Annotated in this window: 20 protein-coding genes; 7 read left to right on the plus strand and 13 right to left on the minus strand. The window is 38.6% G+C overall.

Features of this window, described 5'->3' with window-relative positions:
• Nucleotides 1-83 precede the first annotated feature (83 nt).
• The 7 genes from MCQ_RS01555 to rpsF form a co-directional block, all read right to left on the minus strand.
• Nucleotides 84-653, minus strand: a complete 570-nt coding sequence (locus MCQ_RS01555) for a CvpA family protein (protein ID WP_006923127.1) — start codon at nt 651-653, stop codon at nt 84-86.
• A gap of 121 nt (nt 654-774) precedes the next feature.
• Nucleotides 775-2,169, minus strand: coding sequence for a DNA repair protein RadA (radA, locus tag MCQ_RS01560; protein ID WP_006923128.1), 1,395 nt, complete (start codon nt 2,167-2,169; stop codon nt 775-777).
• 6 nt (nt 2,170-2,175) lie between these two features.
• Nucleotides 2,176-3,666 (minus strand): replicative DNA helicase, encoded by a 1,491-nt coding sequence (locus tag MCQ_RS01565; RefSeq protein ID WP_006923129.1) that lies wholly within the window; start codon nt 3,664-3,666, stop codon nt 2,176-2,178.
• Nucleotides 3,667-4,294: 628 nt separating this feature from the next.
• Nucleotides 4,295-4,876 carry a 50S ribosomal protein L9 gene (rplI, locus tag MCQ_RS01570; RefSeq protein ID WP_006923130.1) on the minus strand — a complete coding sequence of 194 codons (582 nt, stop codon included), beginning with the start codon at nt 4,874-4,876 and terminating at the stop codon, nt 4,295-4,297.
• 24 nt (nt 4,877-4,900) lie between these two features.
• The gene (locus MCQ_RS01575; RefSeq protein WP_006923131.1) at nt 4,901-5,881 is read right to left on the minus strand and encodes a hypothetical protein; all 981 of its coding nucleotides are present in this window, start codon (nt 5,879-5,881) and stop codon (nt 4,901-4,903) included.
• Nucleotides 5,882-6,039: 158 nt separating this feature from the next.
• Complete coding sequence (gene rpsR / locus MCQ_RS01580; protein WP_006923132.1) at nt 6,040-6,288, minus strand: 30S ribosomal protein S18; 249 nt, start codon at nt 6,286-6,288, stop codon at nt 6,040-6,042.
• Nucleotides 6,288-6,695: a 30S ribosomal protein S6 gene (rpsF, locus tag MCQ_RS01585; protein ID WP_006923133.1), complete on the minus strand. Its 408-nt coding sequence runs from the start codon at nt 6,693-6,695 to the stop codon at nt 6,288-6,290. Before rpsF ends, rpsR begins: the two co-directional genes overlap by 1 nt.
• A gap of 350 nt (nt 6,696-7,045) precedes the next feature.
• On the opposite strand from rpsF, the gene MCQ_RS01590 reads away from it, so the two are divergent.
• From MCQ_RS01590 to gmk, 7 genes are all read left to right on the plus strand, one after another.
• On the plus strand, nt 7,046-7,633 hold the full coding sequence (locus tag MCQ_RS01590) for an undecaprenyl-diphosphatase (protein WP_006923134.1): 588 nt from the start codon (nt 7,046-7,048) through the stop codon (nt 7,631-7,633).
• A gap of 76 nt (nt 7,634-7,709) precedes the next feature.
• Nucleotides 7,710-8,654, plus strand: coding sequence for an ACP S-malonyltransferase (gene fabD / locus MCQ_RS01595; protein WP_006923135.1), 945 nt, complete (start codon nt 7,710-7,712; stop codon nt 8,652-8,654).
• Between the two features lie 19 nt (nt 8,655-8,673).
• The gene (fabG, locus tag MCQ_RS01600) at nt 8,674-9,411 is read left to right on the plus strand and encodes a 3-oxoacyl-[acyl-carrier-protein] reductase (protein ID WP_006923136.1); all 738 of its coding nucleotides are present in this window, start codon (nt 8,674-8,676) and stop codon (nt 9,409-9,411) included.
• Between the two features lie 264 nt (nt 9,412-9,675).
• Nucleotides 9,676-9,912: an acyl carrier protein gene (locus MCQ_RS01605; protein ID WP_004860281.1), complete on the plus strand. Its 237-nt coding sequence runs from the start codon at nt 9,676-9,678 to the stop codon at nt 9,910-9,912.
• Between the two features lie 101 nt (nt 9,913-10,013).
• The gene (gene fabF, locus MCQ_RS01610) at nt 10,014-11,276 is read left to right on the plus strand and encodes a beta-ketoacyl-ACP synthase II (protein WP_006923137.1); all 1,263 of its coding nucleotides are present in this window, start codon (nt 10,014-10,016) and stop codon (nt 11,274-11,276) included.
• 108 nt (nt 11,277-11,384) lie between these two features.
• Nucleotides 11,385-12,494, plus strand: a complete 1,110-nt coding sequence (gene mltG, locus MCQ_RS01615; RefSeq protein WP_006923138.1) for an endolytic transglycosylase MltG — start codon at nt 11,385-11,387, stop codon at nt 12,492-12,494.
• A gap of 65 nt (nt 12,495-12,559) precedes the next feature.
• Nucleotides 12,560-13,225: a guanylate kinase gene (gmk, locus tag MCQ_RS01620; protein WP_006923139.1), complete on the plus strand. Its 666-nt coding sequence runs from the start codon at nt 12,560-12,562 to the stop codon at nt 13,223-13,225.
• 45 nt (nt 13,226-13,270) lie between these two features.
• Here gmk and rsmA read toward each other — a convergent pair whose 3' ends face one another.
• The 6 genes from rsmA to lptF all read right to left on the minus strand — a co-directional run bounded on the left by rsmA (nt 13,271) and on the right by lptF (nt 20,802).
• A complete protein-coding gene (rsmA, locus tag MCQ_RS01625; RefSeq protein ID WP_006923140.1) occupies nt 13,271-14,101 on the minus strand; it encodes a 16S rRNA (adenine(1518)-N(6)/adenine(1519)-N(6))-dimethyltransferase RsmA in 831 nt (276 codons plus the stop codon).
• Nucleotides 14,092-15,105: a 4-hydroxythreonine-4-phosphate dehydrogenase PdxA gene (gene pdxA / locus MCQ_RS01630; RefSeq protein WP_006923141.1), complete on the minus strand. Its 1,014-nt coding sequence runs from the start codon at nt 15,103-15,105 to the stop codon at nt 14,092-14,094. The genes rsmA and pdxA overlap by 10 nt, the downstream gene beginning before the upstream one ends.
• Nucleotides 15,105-16,061 (minus strand): SurA N-terminal domain-containing protein, encoded by a 957-nt coding sequence (locus tag MCQ_RS01635; RefSeq protein ID WP_006923142.1) that lies wholly within the window; start codon nt 16,059-16,061, stop codon nt 15,105-15,107. The genes pdxA and MCQ_RS01635 overlap by 1 nt, the downstream gene beginning before the upstream one ends.
• A gap of 101 nt (nt 16,062-16,162) precedes the next feature.
• Nucleotides 16,163-18,517: an LPS-assembly protein LptD gene (locus MCQ_RS01640; protein ID WP_006923143.1), complete on the minus strand. Its 2,355-nt coding sequence runs from the start codon at nt 18,515-18,517 to the stop codon at nt 16,163-16,165.
• Nucleotides 18,518-19,615, minus strand: a complete 1,098-nt coding sequence (gene lptG / locus MCQ_RS01645) for an LPS export ABC transporter permease LptG (RefSeq protein WP_006923144.1) — start codon at nt 19,613-19,615, stop codon at nt 18,518-18,520.
• Complete coding sequence (lptF, locus tag MCQ_RS01650) at nt 19,612-20,802, minus strand: LPS export ABC transporter permease LptF (RefSeq protein ID WP_006923145.1); 1,191 nt, start codon at nt 20,800-20,802, stop codon at nt 19,612-19,614. The genes lptG and lptF overlap by 4 nt, the downstream gene beginning before the upstream one ends.
• Nucleotides 20,803-21,025: the final 223 nt, after the last annotated feature.

Raw genomic sequence — 21,025 nt, forward strand, 5'->3', positions numbered from 1 at the left:
TTCGGTCATGCTGTGAGAAATGGTTAATATCACACGTTATATATTATTTGGATCGTTTCCCCAATTGTAAATTATTTCCCGTTTTATCGAGACATATTTTCATGAGGATGCTTATCATTTGTATTTGCATCATCTTTTTTAAAAAGTTTTTCTGCTTTTTCGAGTACAGTGTCGAGATCTTTAGGCAATAAGTCTCCAATTTTTTGACCGAGTGAATCCAGCATAGGTTTTGTTTTTGCATTTTTCAGCCAGTCAGATTGTTGTTCAGGTTTGACAAGTGAATTAAAGAGTAACATACCAATGACCATGATTAATAAGCCGCGCAGCGCTCCAAAGAGAAAACCGATAGTGCGGTCAAGTATACCAATTCGACTATCAATAATAAAATCAGATATTTTCATTGTAATGATGGAAGTAATAATTAAGATAATAATGAAAATCGTAACCAATGTAGTAATCAATGCGACCATTTTGTTAGAGATATATTGCTCAAAGAAGGGCAATACGGGTTTGAATAAAAAAAGTGTAGCAATAGCTGCAATTGCCCAAGACATCAACGACAATACTTCACGTGAAAATCCTCGGAGCATGGCGAGAAAGGCAGAAAACAGGATGATTGCTACGACAATTCCATCAAGAACTGTTATGATCATTTGTTTATTCCTTATGCGTAAAATTGCGTTTTGTTTAAACAGCAAAAAGTACTTTTCTAGTTATGCCAATTTTTATTCTTATAGCAAAGATCTTTTGTATTTTGTATATTTTTCTTTATTATCATGGGTGTGATGCAGGTCGTTTTTGACCTGCGGCAATGGAAGCGACCAACTCAGGAAGGTCGGAGAACGTTTTTTGTTGAAAGGTTAGCGATTTTATCATTTCCGTTGTTGCAGTCGGTTGAACAGATCCTTGAAAGCCAAGTTTTCTAGCTTCATTAATGCGTTGTCCTGAATGTGCAACAGCGCGGATAGCTCCTGAAAGGCTTATTTCACCAAAATATACATAATCAGTTGGGAGAGGAATATTTGTGAGAGAGGATACCAAAGCTGCTGCAACAGCTAAATCAGCTGCTGGTTCTGATATGCGATATCCACCTGCAACATTAAGATAGACATCATGTTGCCCAAAACGAACGCCACAATGGGCTTCTAAGACAGCGAGAATCATTGAAAGGCGATTTCCATCCCATCCAACAACGGCTCGTCGTGGTGTCCCTAGTGAAGAGGGTGCAACAAGCGCTTGAATTTCTACTAAGATTGGGCGTGTCCCTTCCATTCCTGCAAAAACAGCAGCCCCTGGTGCTTTTTCATTCCTTTCACCCAAAAAAAGTTCAGATGGATTCATCACCTCCCGTAATCCTTTATCAGACATTTCAAAAACGCCAATTTCATCAGTTGGCCCGAAGCGATTTTTTACAGTTCTAAGAATTCGATAATTATGAGCACCTTCACCTTCAAAATAGAGAACACCATCAACCATATGTTCGACAACCCGAGGGCCAGCAATTTGCCCATCTTTTGTAACATGGCCAACAAGAACAACGGCTGCTCCTGTTTTTTTTGCAAAACCGATCATTGCTTGAGCACTGATACGCACTTGTGTGACGGTTCCGGGTGCTGAATCCGCTGCATCTGACCATAGGGTCTGGATAGAATCGATAATAACCATATCAAGGTTTTTATGTTCGCTTAAGGTTGCGAGGATATCTTCAACATTGGTTTCAGCGGCGAGCTTAACTTTTGTATTTTCAACATTAAGCCTTTGTGCACGAAGGCAGATTTGTGCAATGGCTTCTTCACCTGAAACATAGATGACGCGATGTCCTTTTCGCGATAAAGCCGCTGCTGTTTGTGTGAGTAATGTTGATTTCCCAATACCGGGATCCCCACCAACAAGTAAGACTGAACCACGGACAAAACCACCTCCAGTAACACGATCGAATTCCGCAATGCCAGAATGGATACGTGGAGCATCCTCCATATTTCCAGAAAGAGACGTAAGTGCAACGATACGCCCTTTACGAATATTTTGCACAGGGCCAGTGCCGATGCCGCCACTTATATTTTCTTCGATAAGGGAATTCCATTCTCCACAGGAATTACATTTCCCAGCCCAGCGTGAATGGACAGTACCACAATTTTGGCAGATAAATTGAACACGAATGCGTGCCATAGTAATTTAACCAATTTGTTCTGGAAGATAATTACTGTCTGCCAGATCGCTAAAACGTGTGAAGTCAGATTGAAAGGCAAGATGAACAGTTCCCGTTGGTCCGTGGCGTTGTTTTGCGACAATAACGTCAGCTTTCCCAAAAGCGTTGTCCATTGTATCTTGCCATTTTTCATATTCAAGAGTCCCTATTTTGGGTTCTTCATTTTTGAGATAATATTCTTCGCGATAGACAAAAAGCACGATGTCAGCATCTTGCTCAATCGAACCAGATTCGCGTAAATCTGAGAGTTGTGGGCGTTTATCTGTTCGATTTTCAACTTGGCGCGAAAGCTGTGAAAGAGCAATAATAGGAACATTGAGTTCTTTAGCTAACGCTTTTAATCCTGTGGTAATTTCCGTAATCTCTTGAACGCGATTTTCAGACGAGCGCTTTGAATTGCTTGTCATTAACTGGATATAGTCAATAATCAAGACATCCAAACCGTGTTGCCGTTTGAGGCGACGTGCACGAGCAGCCAGTTGTGTGATTGATATACCACCTGTTTGATCGATAAAAAGCGGTGCTTTTTGTAACCGATTCATTGCACGGATTATTTTTGAAAATTGCTCTTCTGAAATATTACCACGTCGAATGTCAGAAGAAGAGACTTCTGTTTGTTCAGAAATAATACGTGTTGCAAGTTGTTCTGTTGACATTTCAAGCGAGAAGAATCCAACAATACCTCCCTCATTTTCTTGTGTTGAGGCATCACCCTTGTAAGCATTGGCAATATTAAAGGCAATATTGGTTGCAAGTGCGGTTTTCCCCATACCAGGGCGTCCAGCAAGGATAATTAAATCAGATGGTTGTAATCCTCCCATTTTTTCATCAAGTGTTTTAATGTGGGTGGCTATCCCTGATAACTGTGAGGAACGCTTTTTTGCAGCGGTAGCCATGTCAACAGCTTTTTTGACAGCCTCATTAAAATTTTCAAATCCACCTCCATATTTCCCTTTTTCTGCTAACTCAAACAGACGTTGTTCAACAATTTCAATTTGTTGGGTTGGTGTAAGTTCTACAGGAGCATCAAAGGCTGTATTGACCACTTCGTTTCCAAGATTAATCAAGGACCGTCGGATAAAAAGATCATAGATAACTCGACCATAATCTTCAGCATTAATGATAGTGACTGCTTCTTTTGCTAATCGTACAATGTAATTGAATACAGTGATGTCTCCAATTTTTTCTTCTGCTGGAATAAAGGATTTAATGGTAACTGGATTTGCAAGTTTTCCTTTTTGGATAATTTGAAACAAAACATCATAGATTTTTTGATGCAAGGGTTCAAAAAAATGCTCTGGTTTGAGAAAATCTGAAACGCGATCAAGTGCATCATTGTTAATAAGGATTGCCCCAAGCAATGCTTGTTCGGCTTCAATATTATGCGGGAGTTGTCGAAAAGAAGACGAATCTTCTTTTTGTGAAGAGCTGAAATTGACAACGCTTGTTTCTTCCATAAAAATTTTTCCACTAAAATTTTGCGTTTGGAGCTACTTTTAAGTAGTAAATTGAGTTTTGTACATAAGAATAAGATTACAAATTTTCGTTTTAAAAAGCCACACTTTAAGTTTTTAAAGATTCTTATTTCTCAATCCTTTATTCATAATATGTGTATCACTTATATGTAGCATATTAATTTTATTTTTTTACAATTTAGAAATTTCGGTAAGAATATCGGATAAATTTTCAAAGTTATATTTCCAGTTTTTTAAAAAATCACGACATCTATTTTTCAAGTGTTTAAAGTCATATGATTGGAATCATTTTAGACGATATAGGAGTATAAGAATTTACTATTCATAGAAAAATCATCCTTTTAAAGTGCAAGATTTCAAAAGATTTTTTGTTTCTATTTTAATGAAACAACATATGGGAGCATTTTTCATCACTTTATTCATAGTTTTAAGTATTTTATGCTTTCTATAATACATTCAAGATTGATTTTTCCATAAGAATTCATTTTTAGGTGTTGCCATAATAAAATACTCAGCTTTTGGAGCTGAGCATTTTATGATATCGCAATGATAAACGACAAACGATAAAAAATACATATTAAAAAATACATATAGAGAGAAAAAATGATGATTAAGCTTCTTCGTTTAAGCTGTTTACGTCATCCTCATTCATTTCTTCTTGATTTTCCACTAATGGCTCTTTCTGAACATCATATATTGCTTCAGCAGAGGTAAGAGTCTCACCTTCTGCTTGGCGTTGAGCTTCACTGACTGAACGTGCAACATTGATGATAACAGAAATTTGAACTTCAGGATGTAAGCTAAGAGTGATGGTATGGAGGCCAATAGTTTTTATTGGATGATTAAGTTCAATCTGATTGCGGCTAATAGAAAAGCCTTCATTTGTTATTATTTCAGAAATATCGCGTGTTGATACAGAGCCGTAAAGCTGCCCTGTTTCCCCAGCTGAACGGACGACAATAAAGGATTGACCATCAAGTTTTTCAGCGATTTTTTGTGCTTCGCTTTTACGTTCAAGATTACGAGCTTCAAGCTGCGCACGCTGTGTTTCAAAATGTTTTTTATTAGCTTCATTAGCTCGTAAAGCTTTGCCTTGGGGTAAGAGAAAGTTACGTGCATAACCATCTTTAACTGAGACAATATCACCCATTTGACCAAGACGGGGAACGCGCTCAAGTAAAATAATATCCATAGTTTTTCCTTTCGAACAAATAAATCAGTGAAGTTTCTTGCGTGATTGAAAGTTGTATTGAAGAGCTGCCCAAATACCCATGAGAAGTAACATGAAAGAAAGAGGTGGAGCAAAAACAACGGTTAAAATAGCAATATAAACAAGAGAGAGTATAACGATTCTACCTTTTATTCCTTTTGTAATATTGTGGAGATATGCTAAGCCACTGATTGATATGACGATAGTATATGCAGTGCTGAAAACACGCGCGGTTAAATTAAGGGTAAAACCCAATTCAATCATAGAGGCTATGCACACAACAATGAAAATAAAAATTGCAGAAATTGGGAGGCGAAGAGTCTGGCTCCAATCATCTCGGGGTCTTTTCAGCCACTTCATATATTGTGCTGTTATCATTGAAAAATAAAGATTACCAATAAGAAAAATCAAACTGTAAACAGCCAGAGCAATAGCTGTCAAAGTCGCTGCATGTGTCATTAGAAGTTCGCTAAAGGTAAGTACATCAATTTCCTTTACTGATTGTGATTGTTGCATAGCTTGTGCTATATTTGCAGTGATTTTTTTTGCAATGAGAGGTGTGGACGGACGCGTTTCGACATAGAGTCCAATGAGGCTAGATATAAGGGCAATAAAGTTGGTTAAATGAAAAATAACTAATGATAATGGATACCATATCAGTGAATTTTCGTTTTGTGCTTGTCGTGCGAGTCCAAGAAGCCAAGAAGCATAGACAGCAGGAAGGAAGAATAATAACATAAAGCCAAAACCAATGTAAACATTAGTAACAAGGACAAGAACAACAGTAGCGCTTATTAAGGCAACAAGACTGGCTAATGTTCCTCGACCAAATGCAACAATGAAAATTGGGAGTGAAAGAAAGCAACCAAGAAAGAGAGAAAAATAGGGTGCAATACCCACGATGCTGATAATTGCCATTCCTATAACGACAGCAAATAAACCAGCTAAAATACCGGTCATTATTTCATAAGTACGAAAATTTTTCATTTATCGCTGTCCTGCTCTCTGCAGTTAGGAGCATTGTAATGCCCCAACTTTGGTCTTTTTTATATTATATGTCCGTATAATACACAATTAAGTGCATCGCTGAACCATAGAAGAGAAGCAGCTGGGAATATCCCCAGCTGCAGACTACACTTACAATATTATTTTATAACGTAAGGAAGCAAGCCGAGGAAACGGGCACGTTTGATGGCATTAGCCAACTCACGCTGTTTTTTCTGACTGACGGCTGTAATTCGCGAAGGAACAATTTTCCCACGTTCTGAAATATAACGGTGCAACAATTTGATGTCTTTATAATCAATTTTGGGAGCATTAGCACCTGAAAACGGACATGTTTTGCGACGGCGGTGAAAGGGACGACGTACTGCAGTTTGATTAAGCTCAGTCATCATTCTACTCCTTCTATGACATCTTCACGTTGACGACGTGGAGAGCGAGGACGCTCTTCATCTTGGCCAATGCGACTATTCCGATCAAGACGCGAGAGCATAGCAGACTTTTCTTTTTCGTGTTTTTCTACACGAATAGTCATGTAACGCAAAATGTCTTCATTAATACGCATCTGACGTTCAACTTCAGCAATCGCTGCGGCTGGAGCGTCAATATTGATCAGTACATAATAAGCCTTACGGTTTTTGCGAATACGATAAGCGAGGGAACGAAGACCCCAGTTTTCTACACGCCCAACTTTTCCACCATGTGCTTCAATGACACCTTTGTATATATTCAAAAGCTCATCAATTTGCTGCGGTGCAATATCCTGTCGGGCAAGAAACATATGTTCATAAAGAGCCATTATTTTGCCTTTCTTCAATTAAACTTTACCGGTTTTAGCGCAAAGCCTCTGCGACTTGTCTTTTTTGGAGATCCAAAGAAGAAAGGACGCGTTTACAATTCGAGACATCCGAGAGCGGAGATACGGGAGGCCGGAAATACTGCACTTCCTACTGGTTATTTTTCAGTCCTCCGTTCAACCTCCAGCCAAAGTGCCGGTAACGAACATGTGACATTTACAGCTTATCTTTAAAAATAGCAAGTTTATGCGTATAAAAAATGTGATTTATTAAATCTTATTTTATACGTTTCACTCTTCTACAAGAGAGACAATACTGTAAAGCTATTTAAGAATGAAGGAAGGAGAGAAGAATGGATTTTTTGAACCAGATTGATGTTGCACTTTTTAAAATGTTTGCTGGCACTCATCAATCATGGTCAGTTTTAGTTTTGTTTAGTATTTTTTGTGCAAAGTTTTTGATTTATATTATTCCACTACATCTTGTTGTACTGTGGTTTTGCGGTGGTGATAGGGAACGACGCGTAGTACTAAGCATTTGCGTGAGTGTTTGTGCTGCTCTTTTTATAGGCTATTTCATTTCTCTTATTTATTTTCATCCACGTCCGTTTGTTATGGGATTAACAACACCGCTGATTAAGCATCGTGCAACAGCTTCTTTTCCTAGTAATCATGCCTTAACGATTGCATCTTATATGGCAAGTCTTTATTTTTATCGATACAAAGCTGCTTCTAAGTTTGCAGCGATATTTTTATGCTTGATCTGTTGGGGGCGCGTCTTTGTTGGTGTACATTATCCCTTTGATATTCTAGCCGGTACAATTTTAGGAAGTTTCATAAGTTGGTGTGTTATTCAATTTATAGCACCCCATTTCCCTAAGTTCTTATATCATATTCCGCCCTTAAAATATAATTTTAAGAGAGATATTCATCCTCAATAAGTCGCTTTGTCTTGATTTGTGCTGATGAATAGGATCAAAAGAAAACAATTTAATTGCACAATTTAGGAGTCGATTGATGGTGGCAGCTTTTACTTTTCCAGGTCAGGGAAGTCAGCTTGTTGGTATGGGCAAAGTGCTTGCAGAGCAGTTTGTTGCAGCACGGATGGTTTTTGAAGAAGTGGATGATGCTTTAGGTGAGAAATTATCAGATATCATTTTTGAAGGGCCTGCGGATGTTTTGACGTTAACAGCAAATGCCCAACCAGCATTGATGGCTGTATCCTTGGCGGTTATTCGTGTGATGGAACAATTGGGCCTTAATATAGAAACAAAAGTGAAATTTGTTGCAGGTCATTCTTTAGGTGAATATTCGGCTCTTTGTGCCGCTGGTACATTTAGTCTTACTGATACAGCAAGGCTTTTGCGGATTCGGGGGAATGCTATGCAGGCTGCTGTTGCTGTTGGTGAAGGCTCTATGGCAGCGCTCATTGGTTTGGATGAGAAAGATGTGGAAAAAATTTGTGAAATTGTTTCTGGAGAAGGACTCTGTCAGATTGCCAATGATAATGGTGGTGGGCAAATTGTTATTTCAGGTAAAGCAAAAGCGGTTGAGGTAGCAGTAGAGATTGCGTCGAAAAAAGGTGCTAAACGTGCACTTCTTCTTCCAGTTTCTGCGCCTTTTCATTCGTCCTTAATGCAACCTGCTGCGGATGCCATGAAGAATGCACTTTTGACTGTTAACGCAATGGCTCCTATTGTTCCTCTTGTTGCCAATGTTTCTGTCGCACCAGAGAGTGATCCAGAGCGTATTGTTACGCTTCTGGTCCAACAAGTGACTGGGAGAGTGCGATGGCGTGAAACGGTAGAATGGATGGGTGCCAATGGAGTTGATATGCTTTTTGAGGTTGGTTCTGGAAAAATATTAACAGGTTTAGCGCGCCGTATTAATAAGGATATCAAGGGATTAACAATTGGAACAGCTGAGGAAATAGAAGTAGCACTACGGGTGCTTGGCGTTTAATCTGCAAGGAGTCTAAAAAATGTTTAAATTAATAGGTCGTAAAGCTCTTGTGACGGGAGCATCGGGAGGAATCGGTGAGGCAATTGCACGTTGTTTCCATGCACAAGGTGCAATTGTTGGGCTCCATGGAACCCGTGAAGACAAGCTTAAAGAAGTAGCTGCAGATTTTGGACAAGATGTTTTTGTATTTCCAGCGAATCTTTCTGATCGTAAATCAATTAGACAATTGGCTGAAACAGCGGAAAAAGAAATGGGTGGTGTTGATATTTTGGTTAACAATGCTGGAATCACCCGAGATGGTCTTTTTGTACGTATGCAGGATAAAGACTGGGATGATGTTTTAGCTGTCAACCTAACAGCTGCTTACACTTTAACACGTGAATTGACACATTCCATGATGCGGCGTCGCTATGGAAGGGTTATTAACATAACATCTGTTGTTGGTGTTGTCGGAAATCCTGGACAAACAAATTATTGTGCTGCAAAAGCTGGTTTGATAGGGTTTTCTAAAGCATTAGCACAAGAAATTGCCTCACGAAACATTACTGTCAATTGTATTGCTCCAGGATTTATTAAGTCTGCAATGACCGACAAACTTAACGAAAAGCAAAAAGAGGCCATTATGGCTGCGATTCCAATGAAGCGTATGGGAATGGGAGAAGAAATCGCTGCTACTGCTGTTTATTTAGCGAGCGATGAAGCGGCATATATGACTGGTCAGACACTTCACATCAACGGTGGGATGGCAATGATCTAAGTATTGCTTTATTCCCACATTGATTTATAGGTCGTATTATTTTAGTAGTAGCAATTGAAATGGAAGAAACCATCTGTTTCTTTAACATTTGGTGGTTGATCAATTTATGTCGGAATGTCATATTAGTTCATTTTGTAGGGGATATCCACAGGATGTTTTAAATCTCTGCTAAAATTTTTAGAGTAATGCATCTATTGCTTGATTAGACGACCCGATATAGCTAACCAAATTATTAGGAAATAATATAAATTCGAGGATTTCAACATGAGTGATACAGTAGAGCGCGTAAAAAAAATTATTGTGGAGCATCTTGGCGTTAATGCAGATAAGGTAGTAGAGAATGCAAGCTTTATCGATGATCTAGGAGCAGATAGCCTTGATACGGTTGAGCTCGTTATGGCTTTTGAAGAAGAATTTGGTGTAGAAATCCCAGATGAGGCTGCTGAAACAATTTTCACAGTTGGTGATGCAGTAAAGTTTATTGATAAAGCTTCTGCGTAATTACTGAAAGGCAAAGGTGTGAAATGCTTTTGCCTGTATTCTTTGGGGGCTGTTTTGAGAAGTGAGCTTTGGGGAGTGTCTCTCAATTCAAGGTTAAAGTTATGAGACGTGTTGTTGTTACTGGTTTAGGATTGGTGTCTCCATTAGCTGGTGATGTCGAATATAGTTGGAAAAGGCTTCTTGAAGGAAGAAGTGGTGTTCGCCGCATTACTGAATTTGATGTGTCCGATTTGCCATGTCAGATTGCTGCCCGTATCCCTTTAGGGGATGGAACAAATGGTACGTATAATGCTGATTTGCATATGGAACCCAAAGAACAGCGTAAGGTTGATGCGTTTATTGTTTATGCAATGGCTGCTGCTGGTCAAGCACTTGCAGATGCTGAGTGGTTTCCCAAGAGTGATGAAGATCAGGTTTGCACAGGGGTATTGATTGGCTCGGGTATTGGTGGCATTGAAGGCATTGTTGAGGCCGGTTATACGCTTCGCGATAAAGGTCCACGGCGTGTTTCTCCTTTTTTTATTCCAGGACGTTTGATTAATCTTGCTTCTGGCTATGTGTCTATTAAATATGGTTTGCGTGGTCCTAATCATTCAGTTGTAACGGCTTGTTCTACAGGTGCTCATGCAATTGGTGATGCTGCACGTTTGATTGCATTCGGTGATGCCGATGTAATGGTAGCAGGGGGCACCGAATCTCCGATAAATAGAATATCTCTTGCCGGTTTTGCTGCGTGTAGAGCTCTTTCTACTTGTCGTAATAATGATCCTGAACGGGCTTCGCGTCCTTATGACGCTGATCGTGATGGTTTTGTGATGGGTGAGGGGGCGGCGATTGTCGTTTTAGAAGAGCTTGAACACGCAAAAAAACGAGGTGCTCGTATTTATGCTGAGATTATTGGCTATGGTTTATCCGGTGATGCTTACCACATTACAGCGCCTTCAGAGAGTGGTGAAGGTGCACAACGTAGTATGTTGGCTGCTCTTAAGCGTGCAAAAGTGAATGTGAGCGATCTTGATTACATTAATGCCCACGGTACATCAACGATGGCTGATGTCATAGAGTTGGCAGCTGTTGAACGTGTTTTAGGTCATTATGCACCACAAGTATCTATGTCATCAACGAAGTCATCTGTGGGACATTTACTTGGTGCGGCAGGTGCGGCTGAGGCTATTTTTTGTATTTTAGCTATACGAGATAATATAGCTCCAGCGACACTCAATCTTGATAATCCATCAATTGAAACAAAAATCGATCTTGTCCCACACAAACCACGTGAACGAAAAATTGATACAGTTCTTTCTAATTCTTTTGGTTTTGGAGGGACAAACGCATCTTTGGTAATTCAGCGTTGTAGTGAATAATCAACATTCTTATTGATTTTCTGTGTTTCTAAGTTTTCTACTTTATTATAAGGTTAAGTGAGAGATTATAGTTATTGTAATACCTAAAAGTTGTTGAGGTTGATAGTTATGTCCGATGTGAAAAATGAAAGACCACTGAAGGATGTAAATGCTTCCTCTTCGAATCATTTAGCAGATAATGATGGTATATTAGAGCATAAGAATCGAAGGAAGTCATTTATCGTACGTAATCCATTGGTTATTCTCGGTCATTTTTTTCTAATGCTGATTGTGGTTATTGTTTTGGCCATAAGTATCCCCCTTTATATTGGAAAAAGTATTTTTGAAGGGAAGGGAACGGCTGAGGAAGAGCAAGTTGTTCTTATCCATCCTGGGACAGGAATTCGTGAAATTGCTTCATTGCTTGAAAAATGTGGTTTGGTTCGGTCTGCTGACGTTTTTGTTTATGGGGTTGGTTATCATCAGAAAACAACGCATCTTAAAGCTGGTGAATATTTAATTCCAGCACATGCTTCAATGCGTGATATTATGGATATCCTTGTGAAAGGAAAATCTATCGAATATACGTTTACAGTACCAGAAGGTTTGACGGTTCAACAAGTTTTTGATCGATTAGCTGCTAATGAAATTTTGATTGGAAATCTTCCGGAAATTTTGCCCCCAGAGGGCAGCTTGATGACCGATACTGTTCGTTTTACTCGGGGGACAACGCGCAAAGAAATTATAAACAGATTGCGTGAAGGACAAACAAAATTAATTAATGCAATATGGGCTACGCGCTCACCTGATTTACCAATCAAATCTATTGATGAGTTTGTTATATTGGCCTCGATTGTTGAGAAAGAAACAGGAATTGCAGCAGAGAGACCAAAGGTTGCTGCGGTTTTTTATAATCGTCTTGCAAAACGTATGCGTCTTCAGTCTGATCCAACAGTTATTTATGGTCTTTTTGGTGGAAAAGGAAAGCCTCCTGGTCGTGCAATTTACCGTTCAGATCTTGAGAGGGAAACACCATATAATACTTATAAAATTGATGGTTTACCGCCAACAGCTATTGCGAATCCAGGAAGAGATTCTTTGAAAGCAGTGGCGCATTCACCCAGTAGTGATGTGCTCTATTTTGTAGCTGATGGTTCAGGAGGGCATGTTTTTTCTAGAACTTTGGATGAACATAATATAAATGTTCGTAAATGGCGCGCATTAAAGCAGACACATTAAATTTTCTAGAATGTAGAAGATATGATTAAAATTTTAAAGCAAAATTAAAAAAGTAGAGCGGTATGATGGCATTCTTTAAGAATGAATTGAGTGCTGAGAAAACAGATCAGCGTCGTGGTTTTTTATTTATTCTCTCTTCACCTTCAGGAGCTGGTAAATCAACCCTTTCTCGGTTACTTCTGAAAGATGGACAATTAGAGCTCTCCATAAGTATGACGACACGGCAAAGACGCCCTAGTGAGGTGGATGGTCTTCATTATCATTTTATTTCAAAGCAAGAATTTGAACGCAAGCGGGATGGTGATGAGTTTATTGAATGGGCAGAAGTTCATGGAAATTATTACGGAACTTTACGTAAAAACGTTGAAAATGCATTGAGTGCTGGTAGAGATATATTGTTCGATATTGATTATCAAGGCACCGATCAACTTCAAAAAAAAATGCCAGAGGATACAGTATCTGTTTTTATTCTTCCACCATCAATGAAAGAACTCATTTCGCGTTTACATCGTCGGGCAGAAGATAGCCAAGACATAATTAATTTGCGATTGAAGAATGCACGAATAGAAATGCAGCATTGGCGTTTGTATGATTATGTTATCATTAATGAGGATTTAAATCAGTCTGTGTCGCTTATTAAATCGATTTATTTAGCCGAAACAGCAAAACGCGAGCGGTGCTCCTTTCTCAAATCTTTTATTGATGGGCTTATTGCTGAAAAGATTGATTAAGGCCTTCATTTTTTTAAGGGATGATGAACAAAAAGTTGCACTTTTTTAGATCACCAAATTAGCTAAAGTCACAAATTCGGAAATTGAGAGTGTTTCAGCGCGGCGTGTTCCATCAATGCCAGCTTTTTCTAATAGCATTTCACCTCCAATCGTTTTGAGATTTTGACGAAGCATTTTTCGTCTTTGTCCAAAAGCAGTTTTTGTTACAAAGCTTAATTTTTGTGCAGAGCAGGCGAGAGGTTGTATTCGTGGAATGATATGAACGACGGAAGAAGTTATTTTAGGTGCTGGTATGAAGGCTTGAGGCGGTACATCAAAAGCAATTTTTGCAGTCGTACGCCAGCCAGTTAAGACACTAAGACGTCCATAATGTGTGGATTGAGGTTTTGCGGTAATACGTTTGGCAACTTCTCGTTGAAACATTAATGTCATTGATTCATAAAAAGGAGGCCACGGTTCAGCCAACAGCCAATTTAATAAGAGTTTTGTGCCAATATTATAGGGAAGATTTGCAATAATGCGTGGTTTTTCTGCATCTTTTTCAAAGAGTTTTGAGAAATCTTGCTTCAATGCATCATTACAAATAAGTTTTAGTTTTTGCGGATAGTGTTTTTCTATCTCTAAGAGAGCTGGCATACAGCGTTCATCACGCTCTATTGCTGCTACAATGGCGCCTTTTGCAAGCAAAGCGCGTGTAAGACCTCCAGGACCTGGGCCAACTTCAATAACAGGTTTTCCTTCTATATTTCCTGCTTGATGAGCAATTTTAGAGGTTAAATTAAGATCAAAAAGGAAATTTTGGCCCAAAGATTTATGAGCTTGCAATCCATATGTATCAATTACCTCGCGAAGAGGAGGTAGATTATCTATTGGCATGGTATAAAACTATTTTCGGCAAGTTGATTTGCAAGTTTAAGAGCAGCAATAAAGCTTTCGGGAGAGGCTATCCCTTTATCAGCAATGTCAAAAGCAGTTCCGTGATCGGGAGAAGTACGAATAAAAGGGAGTCCTAAAGTGATATTGACAGTGGTATCAAAGTCCAGTGTCTTAACAGGAATAAGGGCTTGGTCATGATACATGCAAAGGGCAGCATCATATGTTCTTCTTGCACGTTCATGGAACATTGTATCGGCAGGCAGTGGGCCTATAATATTGATTCCTTTATTTTTAAGATATTCAATAGCGGGTGTGATAATTTCAATATCTTCTTTTCCCATTGCACCTTCTTCTCCCGCATGAGGATTAAGACCAGCAACAGCAAGACGGGGTGAAGTTATTTTAAATCGCGTTCTTAAGTCATTTTCAGTAATGAACGCCGTTTGAATGATTAAATGGCGGCTCAGGTGTGAGGAAACTTTGTTGAATGGAATATGAACAGTGATTGGTACCGTCCTCAATCGAGGTCCGGATAACATCATAACTGGATGATAGCATTTACCAGAAGTTTGATGAGCCAAATGAGCTAAAAACTCTGTGTGGCCTGGAAATTCAAACCCAGCATCATAAAGGCTTTTTTTTGCAATAGGGCAAGTGACGAGTGCGTACGCACGACCACTTTGAATCAACTGAACTCCGCGTTTGATCGCTTCAATTATTCCAGCAGCATTATCATGAGAAGGCAATCCCAGTTGATCACTTTGCCGGTTTTTTAATGGTATTACAGGAAGAGCTGCTTGGAAGTTTTTTACAAGATTATCTGTTAAAACAGATTCCACTCCGACATCGATCTGTAAAAAACGAGCACGTGCACGAATAATATCTGGATCAGCGATAAGAACAAAAGGCGGAACTTGACGGGTAACACGCAAATTCCACGCCTTTAGTGCTATTTCAGGACCAATTCCGGCAGGATCACCACCGCTAACAACAAGTGCAGTCATTATGAATTTTTAATACGCGCCACCTTTCGCAATTCTTTTAAATATTTCTCGCTTAAGATCTCAAGTTTTTGCGGGCTTTTTTGCTTATTATCTTGAAGAGAAAATATCAGCCGAGCCACGTAATCATCAGAAACTCTTTTTATTTTGCACACAGCAAGCGCTTCAATTCCATCAGATGTTTCTTGAAATTGAGTCATTTTTCCAACAGGGGTTGCACGGATAGCTTGTTCCCAATCTTTGGGAAGCTGAGGTTCCAGAAATTTGCCCAAGTGACGGATAGTAACATCTAAAATACCTTTCGCTTGGCTTTGGGCGTTATTACACCCTTGGAAACGTGCGCGAAAATTGTTCGCTTCTCTTTGGCGCCTTTCAAAGATTTCTGAACGGCGATGTGCAGGAATGACAAAAATAATTCGCTGTAGTGTATATTCATTTGTTGAAGGTTTAATACCACCATTTTTTAATATTCTGCGTACGGCTTCTTGTTCCGTAATCATACCAGTTTCAGCTTGATAGCGTGCATTAACAAGACGTCCCCATCCTATTTGTCCACGGATGTAATCTTTAAAGTGTTGCACTGTGATATCATTTTCAGTCAGAATTTGGTTGAGTTGATCAATCGTCATATTATTTTGTGTTGCAAAGTTCACAAAAGCATTTTCAACCTCATTATCATTCACTTCAATATTACGGTGCTTGATTTCACTATTTTTAAGGGCTTCATCGATAAGCTCATTTCTAGCTTGGGCAAAAAGATTCCCTTGCTTCTGTTGCAATTTGAGAAAAGCAACGCGCTTTTGGATATCGTAATTTGTAATAGGATTGCCATTGACTGTGACAACAATGGCAGTCTGGGCGAAGACTGACGGAATTAACAATTCATTTGCAAGTAGACTGCTTATACTCAAAGCAGCAACACAAAATAAAGCACGAGTACGCTTTTTAAATTTTTTCATGTAAATAAGCCTTCGCATTGTTTATCAATTCTCATCAATCATTTTAAATATACGTTTTTTTTCATAAAAACAATGATAAGTTAAATACTTATAGATCCTGTTTATAAATCTGATTTTATCTTTTTTCCAATATCTGCGATTGTACGCAATGAAAGAGAAAAATTAAAGTTTTGCAAGGGTGTTTTTTTTCCTGGATTCGTTACTTGCTGATAACCGAATGTTAGCCCAAAACATTCATCTTTATAACTCAAATTAATTCCCCGCTTTACAAATGCACCGGATACTAAATCATAACCGGCAGTGCTATTAATAGACCAATAGTTAGCTAGTTTAATACCGGTTTGAAAAGAAATTTCTTGGCGCTCTTGTGGATATTCATAAGCTGGTTGGTTTGTGATATAGGCATATTGTAGAGCCGCCCAAAAATTTTGCCATTTCTGTGATACTTCAATTTCACTACGGTGAATTTTCCCTGTTTTTTTATCAAAACCTCCACGTGTTTCCAAGGAAAAACCACTTTTATGATTTGCACCAAACATTGCAACATAGTCTGAACGTGTTGCTTCGAGGCTAGAATGAATACCTACATTAACAAAATCTTTTTCTGCAAAAGAGTTTTTTCCTGCAATATGAAAAGATTGTCCAACAAGACCATAAAGAGACCAATCATTGTTAAAATTTCCAGAATATCTTAGACCTATATTGGCTCTTGTTCCACCTTCTACGCGGTCATAACCAGAGAATTTATCACGTTGAAAGAGAGTAGTTGCATCAAATACGAAGCTTTGTGCATCTTCATTAGGGATTTGTCCGATATATTGTTCATTATTACGTATAAAAAATTGTGCGGTTGGTTCTATAATATGTGTAGAACTGCCAAATGTAATGAGGAGAGGATAACGTAATTCCAAACCCGCTGTTGCCATACCACGGAATGCTGATGAGGAGGCGTTTGTTATATGAACACCATGGTTTTTGTGCATATTTGTTGTAATGATATCAGCACGTAAAGAGAGGATAGGGGTTAATATAAGTCCACTATGTGTGGTGAAGCGTTTTTTCCATTCTAGTTCGTTTGTTAAACGAAAACTGTTTCCAGCGACACCTGAAAGCCTAGCAGCATTAAGTGGATGGCCGTTCCAATCGGTAAAGTTAAAATCGGTATGACGACGATAAATTGATTGCATATTGCTGTGGAAGGTGAGCAGTCCAGTATAAACTGATTTATCTGGTGTGAAAGAATAATCGATACGAGGGAGAACCCATGCTTGCCGAGAATGGCGTTCATAATAGGAGTCATCTAATATCAAATCTTGAACCTTAAAATGGTAAAAACGCATATCAAAGCGGTTTTGACCAGCAAGGCCATTCAAATAAAGTTGGGAAAGTTGTGTAGGATTGTTATAGTTTTCAAGTTTATAGGCACGACTAAAATGTCGATCGGATTGTGTGAGAATATCCCATCCATAAGTCCAGTGTGAATTAATACGGAAATCCCCCTTTGTTGCTAGCATATATCGGTTTTTATGCTGTGCATCAATCGTATCTTTGTCAAAATTATGGGGTTTCATTTGGTATATATGGGCAAAGCGAATATTGTAATTTCCTGTTTTTAAACGTTGACGCCATTCACCTTCAGTTAAAAGCCCTTGTTGGGTATAAACAGTAGAAGACAGTGTGAAATCATAATGGGGGGAGAGATTCCAAAAGTAAGAGTTTTTTATGCCTATGCCGAGATAATCAGCATAAAAAAAATGAGGAGCAAGGAGACCGCTAGCGCGTTTCACAGTTGGATCATTGAGTTCAAAAGTTGGGAACTGCAGAATCGGCATACCAAAAACTTCAAAACGGCTATTTTCAAACCGAATTTTTTTGGTGGTGTTATTCCATATGATTTTTCTTGCTCTAATTTTCCACAAGACTTCTCTATCTGGTTTATAAGAGCAAGGTTCACAGGCTGTGTAGGTTGCATTATCGAAGACTGTTGTCTGGCTATTGCTGCGTGTAGCACTTGTTGCTGCGAAATGAACATTGGTGGCTGTATCAATACGTAAGGCATTTACGAAGCCTTCGCCAAAATCTTTTGTCATATCAATCTGATTAGAATAAATTTTATTTCCATCTTTTTGAACAATTTCAACATTTCCTTGTGCAATGATACGTCCTGTTTTTTGATTATAAGTGACTTTTTGGGCGACAAGTTTATTGCTATCATATTCGATTTGGACATTGCCTTGTGCAGAAACAGTATTGTCATCACGATTGTAGATGAGTTCCTCTGCGGAGAGCAAGAGAGGACGTACTGAATTAGGGATACGATTTTGGCTAGGGGGAGTCAGATTTTGCGCAAGTGCATAACAGGATGGAAATACACCTGAGATAAAACCAAAAACACTTTTTAAAGCGAGTGCTCTTAATTTTGTTAAATTGATTTTCTTACTCGTTAATGGTTTCACCTAGCCATCCTCTTTATGAAGTAGAAAGGAGATTCCCAGAAATAATGCAATAACAACTGGTGTCCAAGCTGCAATAATTGGTGGAATGTATCCAGCATTACCAAAAGCTTGAACGAGTACGGAAATCACATAAAGTGTGAAACCAGCGATGATGCCGCCAAGAATCAATGTCCCAGATTGTCCAAAGCGCGTAAAGTTTAAAGATACAGTTGCTGCAATGAGAGTCATTGCTATAAGCAGCGCTGGTAATGCGATCAGAGATTGTAAATACATATCAAAACTATTGGCAGAATAGCCAAATGAGCGTGCAATCATAATTTTTGTTGGCAATTGATAAAATGGGATCGTTGCGGGATTTGCTAAACGTTCAGTTAAAAAATCGGGCTTTAAATTGGTTTTTATTTGAAATTCAGTAAACTTTTCAGGAGTTTGTCCTATTTTATAGATTGTTCCATTTGTTAACAACCAGGCGCCGTTTGTCAATGTTGCTTTTCTAGTGTTAATCCAATTTTTGACTGTTCCATTATCATTGTATTGTACAAAGGTTGCGTCGATAAGAGAAAGTCCTTGATCAGTGACAGATTTAGCACCAATGGTTGTTCTGCCTGAATTTGTACGTTGTGTTAACCATGGGATACGCGTGTTGTTGAGAGATGTTAGCACATTATTACTATTACTGTGCCATTGAGACGTCATTTTTTCTGCTTGGGAAAATCCCCATGCGGCAAGTGGGTTAACGACAAGAATTGAAAATAATCCAAAAAGAAAAGCTCCAAAACAAGCAGGCATGAGAAATTGCCATGCAGAAATACCGATTGAACGAGTTACAACAAGCTCAGATTTTCGATTAAGCGAGATCAACATTGTCATTGCAGAAAAGAGTGCAATAAAGGGGATGAGTTGTTGCATGATAAAAGGGATGCGTAAAACGGAGATGAGAAGTGCATCTTTTGCCGTAAAATGGGGAAGATAGGATAGCCGACCAGAGTTTTCTGTAAAGTCGATTAAAAGAGCCAAAACAAAAATACTCCAAAAAAAACAACAGGTCGTTTTAAGATAATGTATAAAAAAATATCGTCCAAGCGTCCACCCAATCATGGTATCTCATCCGAGGGAGATTGAGATTTTCGATGTTCAAATTTGTTCATCACTTTTTGAAAAGCTGTTTGAATAATTTCATTAAGTTTTTTGGGAATACCGATTTTATGATTTGTTAAGAGCATGAAAAAAATGAGCATACTCATTCCTATTGGTGTAATATAAAGCAGAGGAACGTATGCAAGATCACTTTTTGCTTTTTCGGCAAAAAAATATCCTATCCAATAAACCAACAAAGACAAGGCAATCGCGGAGAAATTTGCAGAGTTACGTGCTTGTCGATATGAGCATGCATCTCCTGCTGCTGCTAATGCAATTAATGAAAAAACAATTGGATAGAGCCATTCTGTAAGTCTGCGGTGAAATTCAGCCCTATATTGAAGTGGTTTGCGCTGGTAGTAGGGATCCTTCTGGTCAGGATGCAGCAAATAAGAAAGAGGCCTATCTTTTGGATAAAGTGTGGGTGTTTTATCGTGGGGGATGAATTCCGCTAGGCTAAAGGTATACGAGCTGAATTGAACGATAGAAACACTGTCATTTTGATGATTGATTCTTTCTATTTCACCATTATTAAGGACTAGAAAATTGCCATTTTTATTGCTCACAACTGATCCTTTTGTTGCATAATAGAAAAGATCAATCTTAGGATCGCGCTGGTCAGCAATGAAAAGGCGTGCAAGAGTTCCATCCGAATTGCGTTCGCCAATTTCTATGTAAAGATTATTGGTTAGTTTTTGGAAGCTACCTTCACTCATGAAGAGATTAATAAGATCAGAATGGGCACTTGCTAGCATTTGTCGCATATTAAGACGTGCTTGAGGAACAACAAAATTGGCTATAAAAAAAGATGCACATGATGCAAGAAGAGCGAGAAGAAGAATTGGTTTCCAAACAGTATTTTGGGGAAAACCAGAGGCACTGATAATGGCGAGTTCTGAGTTTTTATTCATTGCCGAAAGGGTGCTCGTAATTGCAATCACTAAGGCAAATGGAATGACAAGAAAAATAACAGAAGGAACCAATGAGAATGAAAACTGCACGACTGTGACGAGTGTTTGTCTACTTGTTGTGAGAAAGTTTATCCGTGCAAGGATTTGCACTGTCCAACTAATACTGATTGCTGCAATCATGACAGCACTGAACAGGATAAGGATGCGTTTCAGGATGTATAACTCAATAATACGCATAGATTAGCTAACATCCTCAGTCTTTAATTAGAGAGCAGGTGCTCTATACTATTTTATGTTTAAAAACATAACTAAAATTTAAGAACTACCTTTTCATATATTGTACATTGTTACCAAATAAATAGTATAAGATAGCCCATTAAATTCAACTTATTCTGCCATACATTATAATTCCCTTTTCAAACGTAGTCTACAAAGAAGCTAAAAAACGAGCCAAAATAAA

Source organism: Candidatus Bartonella washoeensis Sb944nv, assembly GCF_000278135.1.
Lineage (GTDB): Bacteria > Pseudomonadota > Alphaproteobacteria > Rhizobiales > Rhizobiaceae > Bartonella > Bartonella washoeensis.

What these genes read in the sequence shown, in the direction of transcription:
- MCQ_RS01635 (WP_006923142.1), bottom strand. Translation starts at nt 16,061, where the DNA reads ATGAAAAAATTTAAAAAGCGTACTCGTGCTTTATTTTGTGTTGCTGCT.
- fabF (WP_006923137.1), top strand. Translation starts at nt 10,014, where the DNA reads ATGAGACGTGTTGTTGTTACTGGTTTAGGATTGGTGTCTCCATTAGCT.
- mltG (WP_006923138.1), top strand. Translation starts at nt 11,385, where the DNA reads ATGTCCGATGTGAAAAATGAAAGACCACTGAAGGATGTAAATGCTTCC.
- MCQ_RS01605 (WP_004860281.1), top strand. Translation starts at nt 9,676, where the DNA reads ATGAGTGATACAGTAGAGCGCGTAAAAAAAATTATTGTGGAGCATCTT.
- MCQ_RS01555 (WP_006923127.1), bottom strand. Translation starts at nt 653, where the DNA reads ATGATCATAACAGTTCTTGATGGAATTGTCGTAGCAATCATCCTGTTT.
- rsmA (WP_006923140.1), bottom strand. Translation starts at nt 14,101, where the DNA reads ATGCCAATAGATAATCTACCTCCTCTTCGCGAGGTAATTGATACATAT.
- MCQ_RS01565 (WP_006923129.1), bottom strand. Translation starts at nt 3,666, where the DNA reads ATGGAAGAAACAAGCGTTGTCAATTTCAGCTCTTCACAAAAAGAAGAT.
- radA (WP_006923128.1), bottom strand. Translation starts at nt 2,169, where the DNA reads ATGGCACGCATTCGTGTTCAATTTATCTGCCAAAATTGTGGTACTGTC.
- lptF (WP_006923145.1), bottom strand. Translation starts at nt 20,802, where the DNA reads ATGCGTATTATTGAGTTATACATCCTGAAACGCATCCTTATCCTGTTC.
- fabG (WP_006923136.1), top strand. Translation starts at nt 8,674, where the DNA reads ATGTTTAAATTAATAGGTCGTAAAGCTCTTGTGACGGGAGCATCGGGA.
- MCQ_RS01575 (WP_006923131.1), bottom strand. Translation starts at nt 5,881, where the DNA reads ATGAAAAATTTTCGTACTTATGAAATAATGACCGGTATTTTAGCTGGT.
- MCQ_RS01590 (WP_006923134.1), top strand. Translation starts at nt 7,046, where the DNA reads ATGGATTTTTTGAACCAGATTGATGTTGCACTTTTTAAAATGTTTGCT.
- gmk (WP_006923139.1), top strand. Translation starts at nt 12,560, where the DNA reads ATGGCATTCTTTAAGAATGAATTGAGTGCTGAGAAAACAGATCAGCGT.
- rplI (WP_006923130.1), bottom strand. Translation starts at nt 4,876, where the DNA reads ATGGATATTATTTTACTTGAGCGCGTTCCCCGTCTTGGTCAAATGGGT.
- lptG (WP_006923144.1), bottom strand. Translation starts at nt 19,615, where the DNA reads ATGATTGGGTGGACGCTTGGACGATATTTTTTTATACATTATCTTAAA.
- rpsR (WP_006923132.1), bottom strand. Translation starts at nt 6,288, where the DNA reads ATGACTGAGCTTAATCAAACTGCAGTACGTCGTCCCTTTCACCGCCGT.
- pdxA (WP_006923141.1), bottom strand. Translation starts at nt 15,105, where the DNA reads ATGACTGCACTTGTTGTTAGCGGTGGTGATCCTGCCGGAATTGGTCCT.
- fabD (WP_006923135.1), top strand. Translation starts at nt 7,710, where the DNA reads ATGGTGGCAGCTTTTACTTTTCCAGGTCAGGGAAGTCAGCTTGTTGGT.
- rpsF (WP_006923133.1), bottom strand. Translation starts at nt 6,695, where the DNA reads ATGGCTCTTTATGAACATATGTTTCTTGCCCGACAGGATATTGCACCG.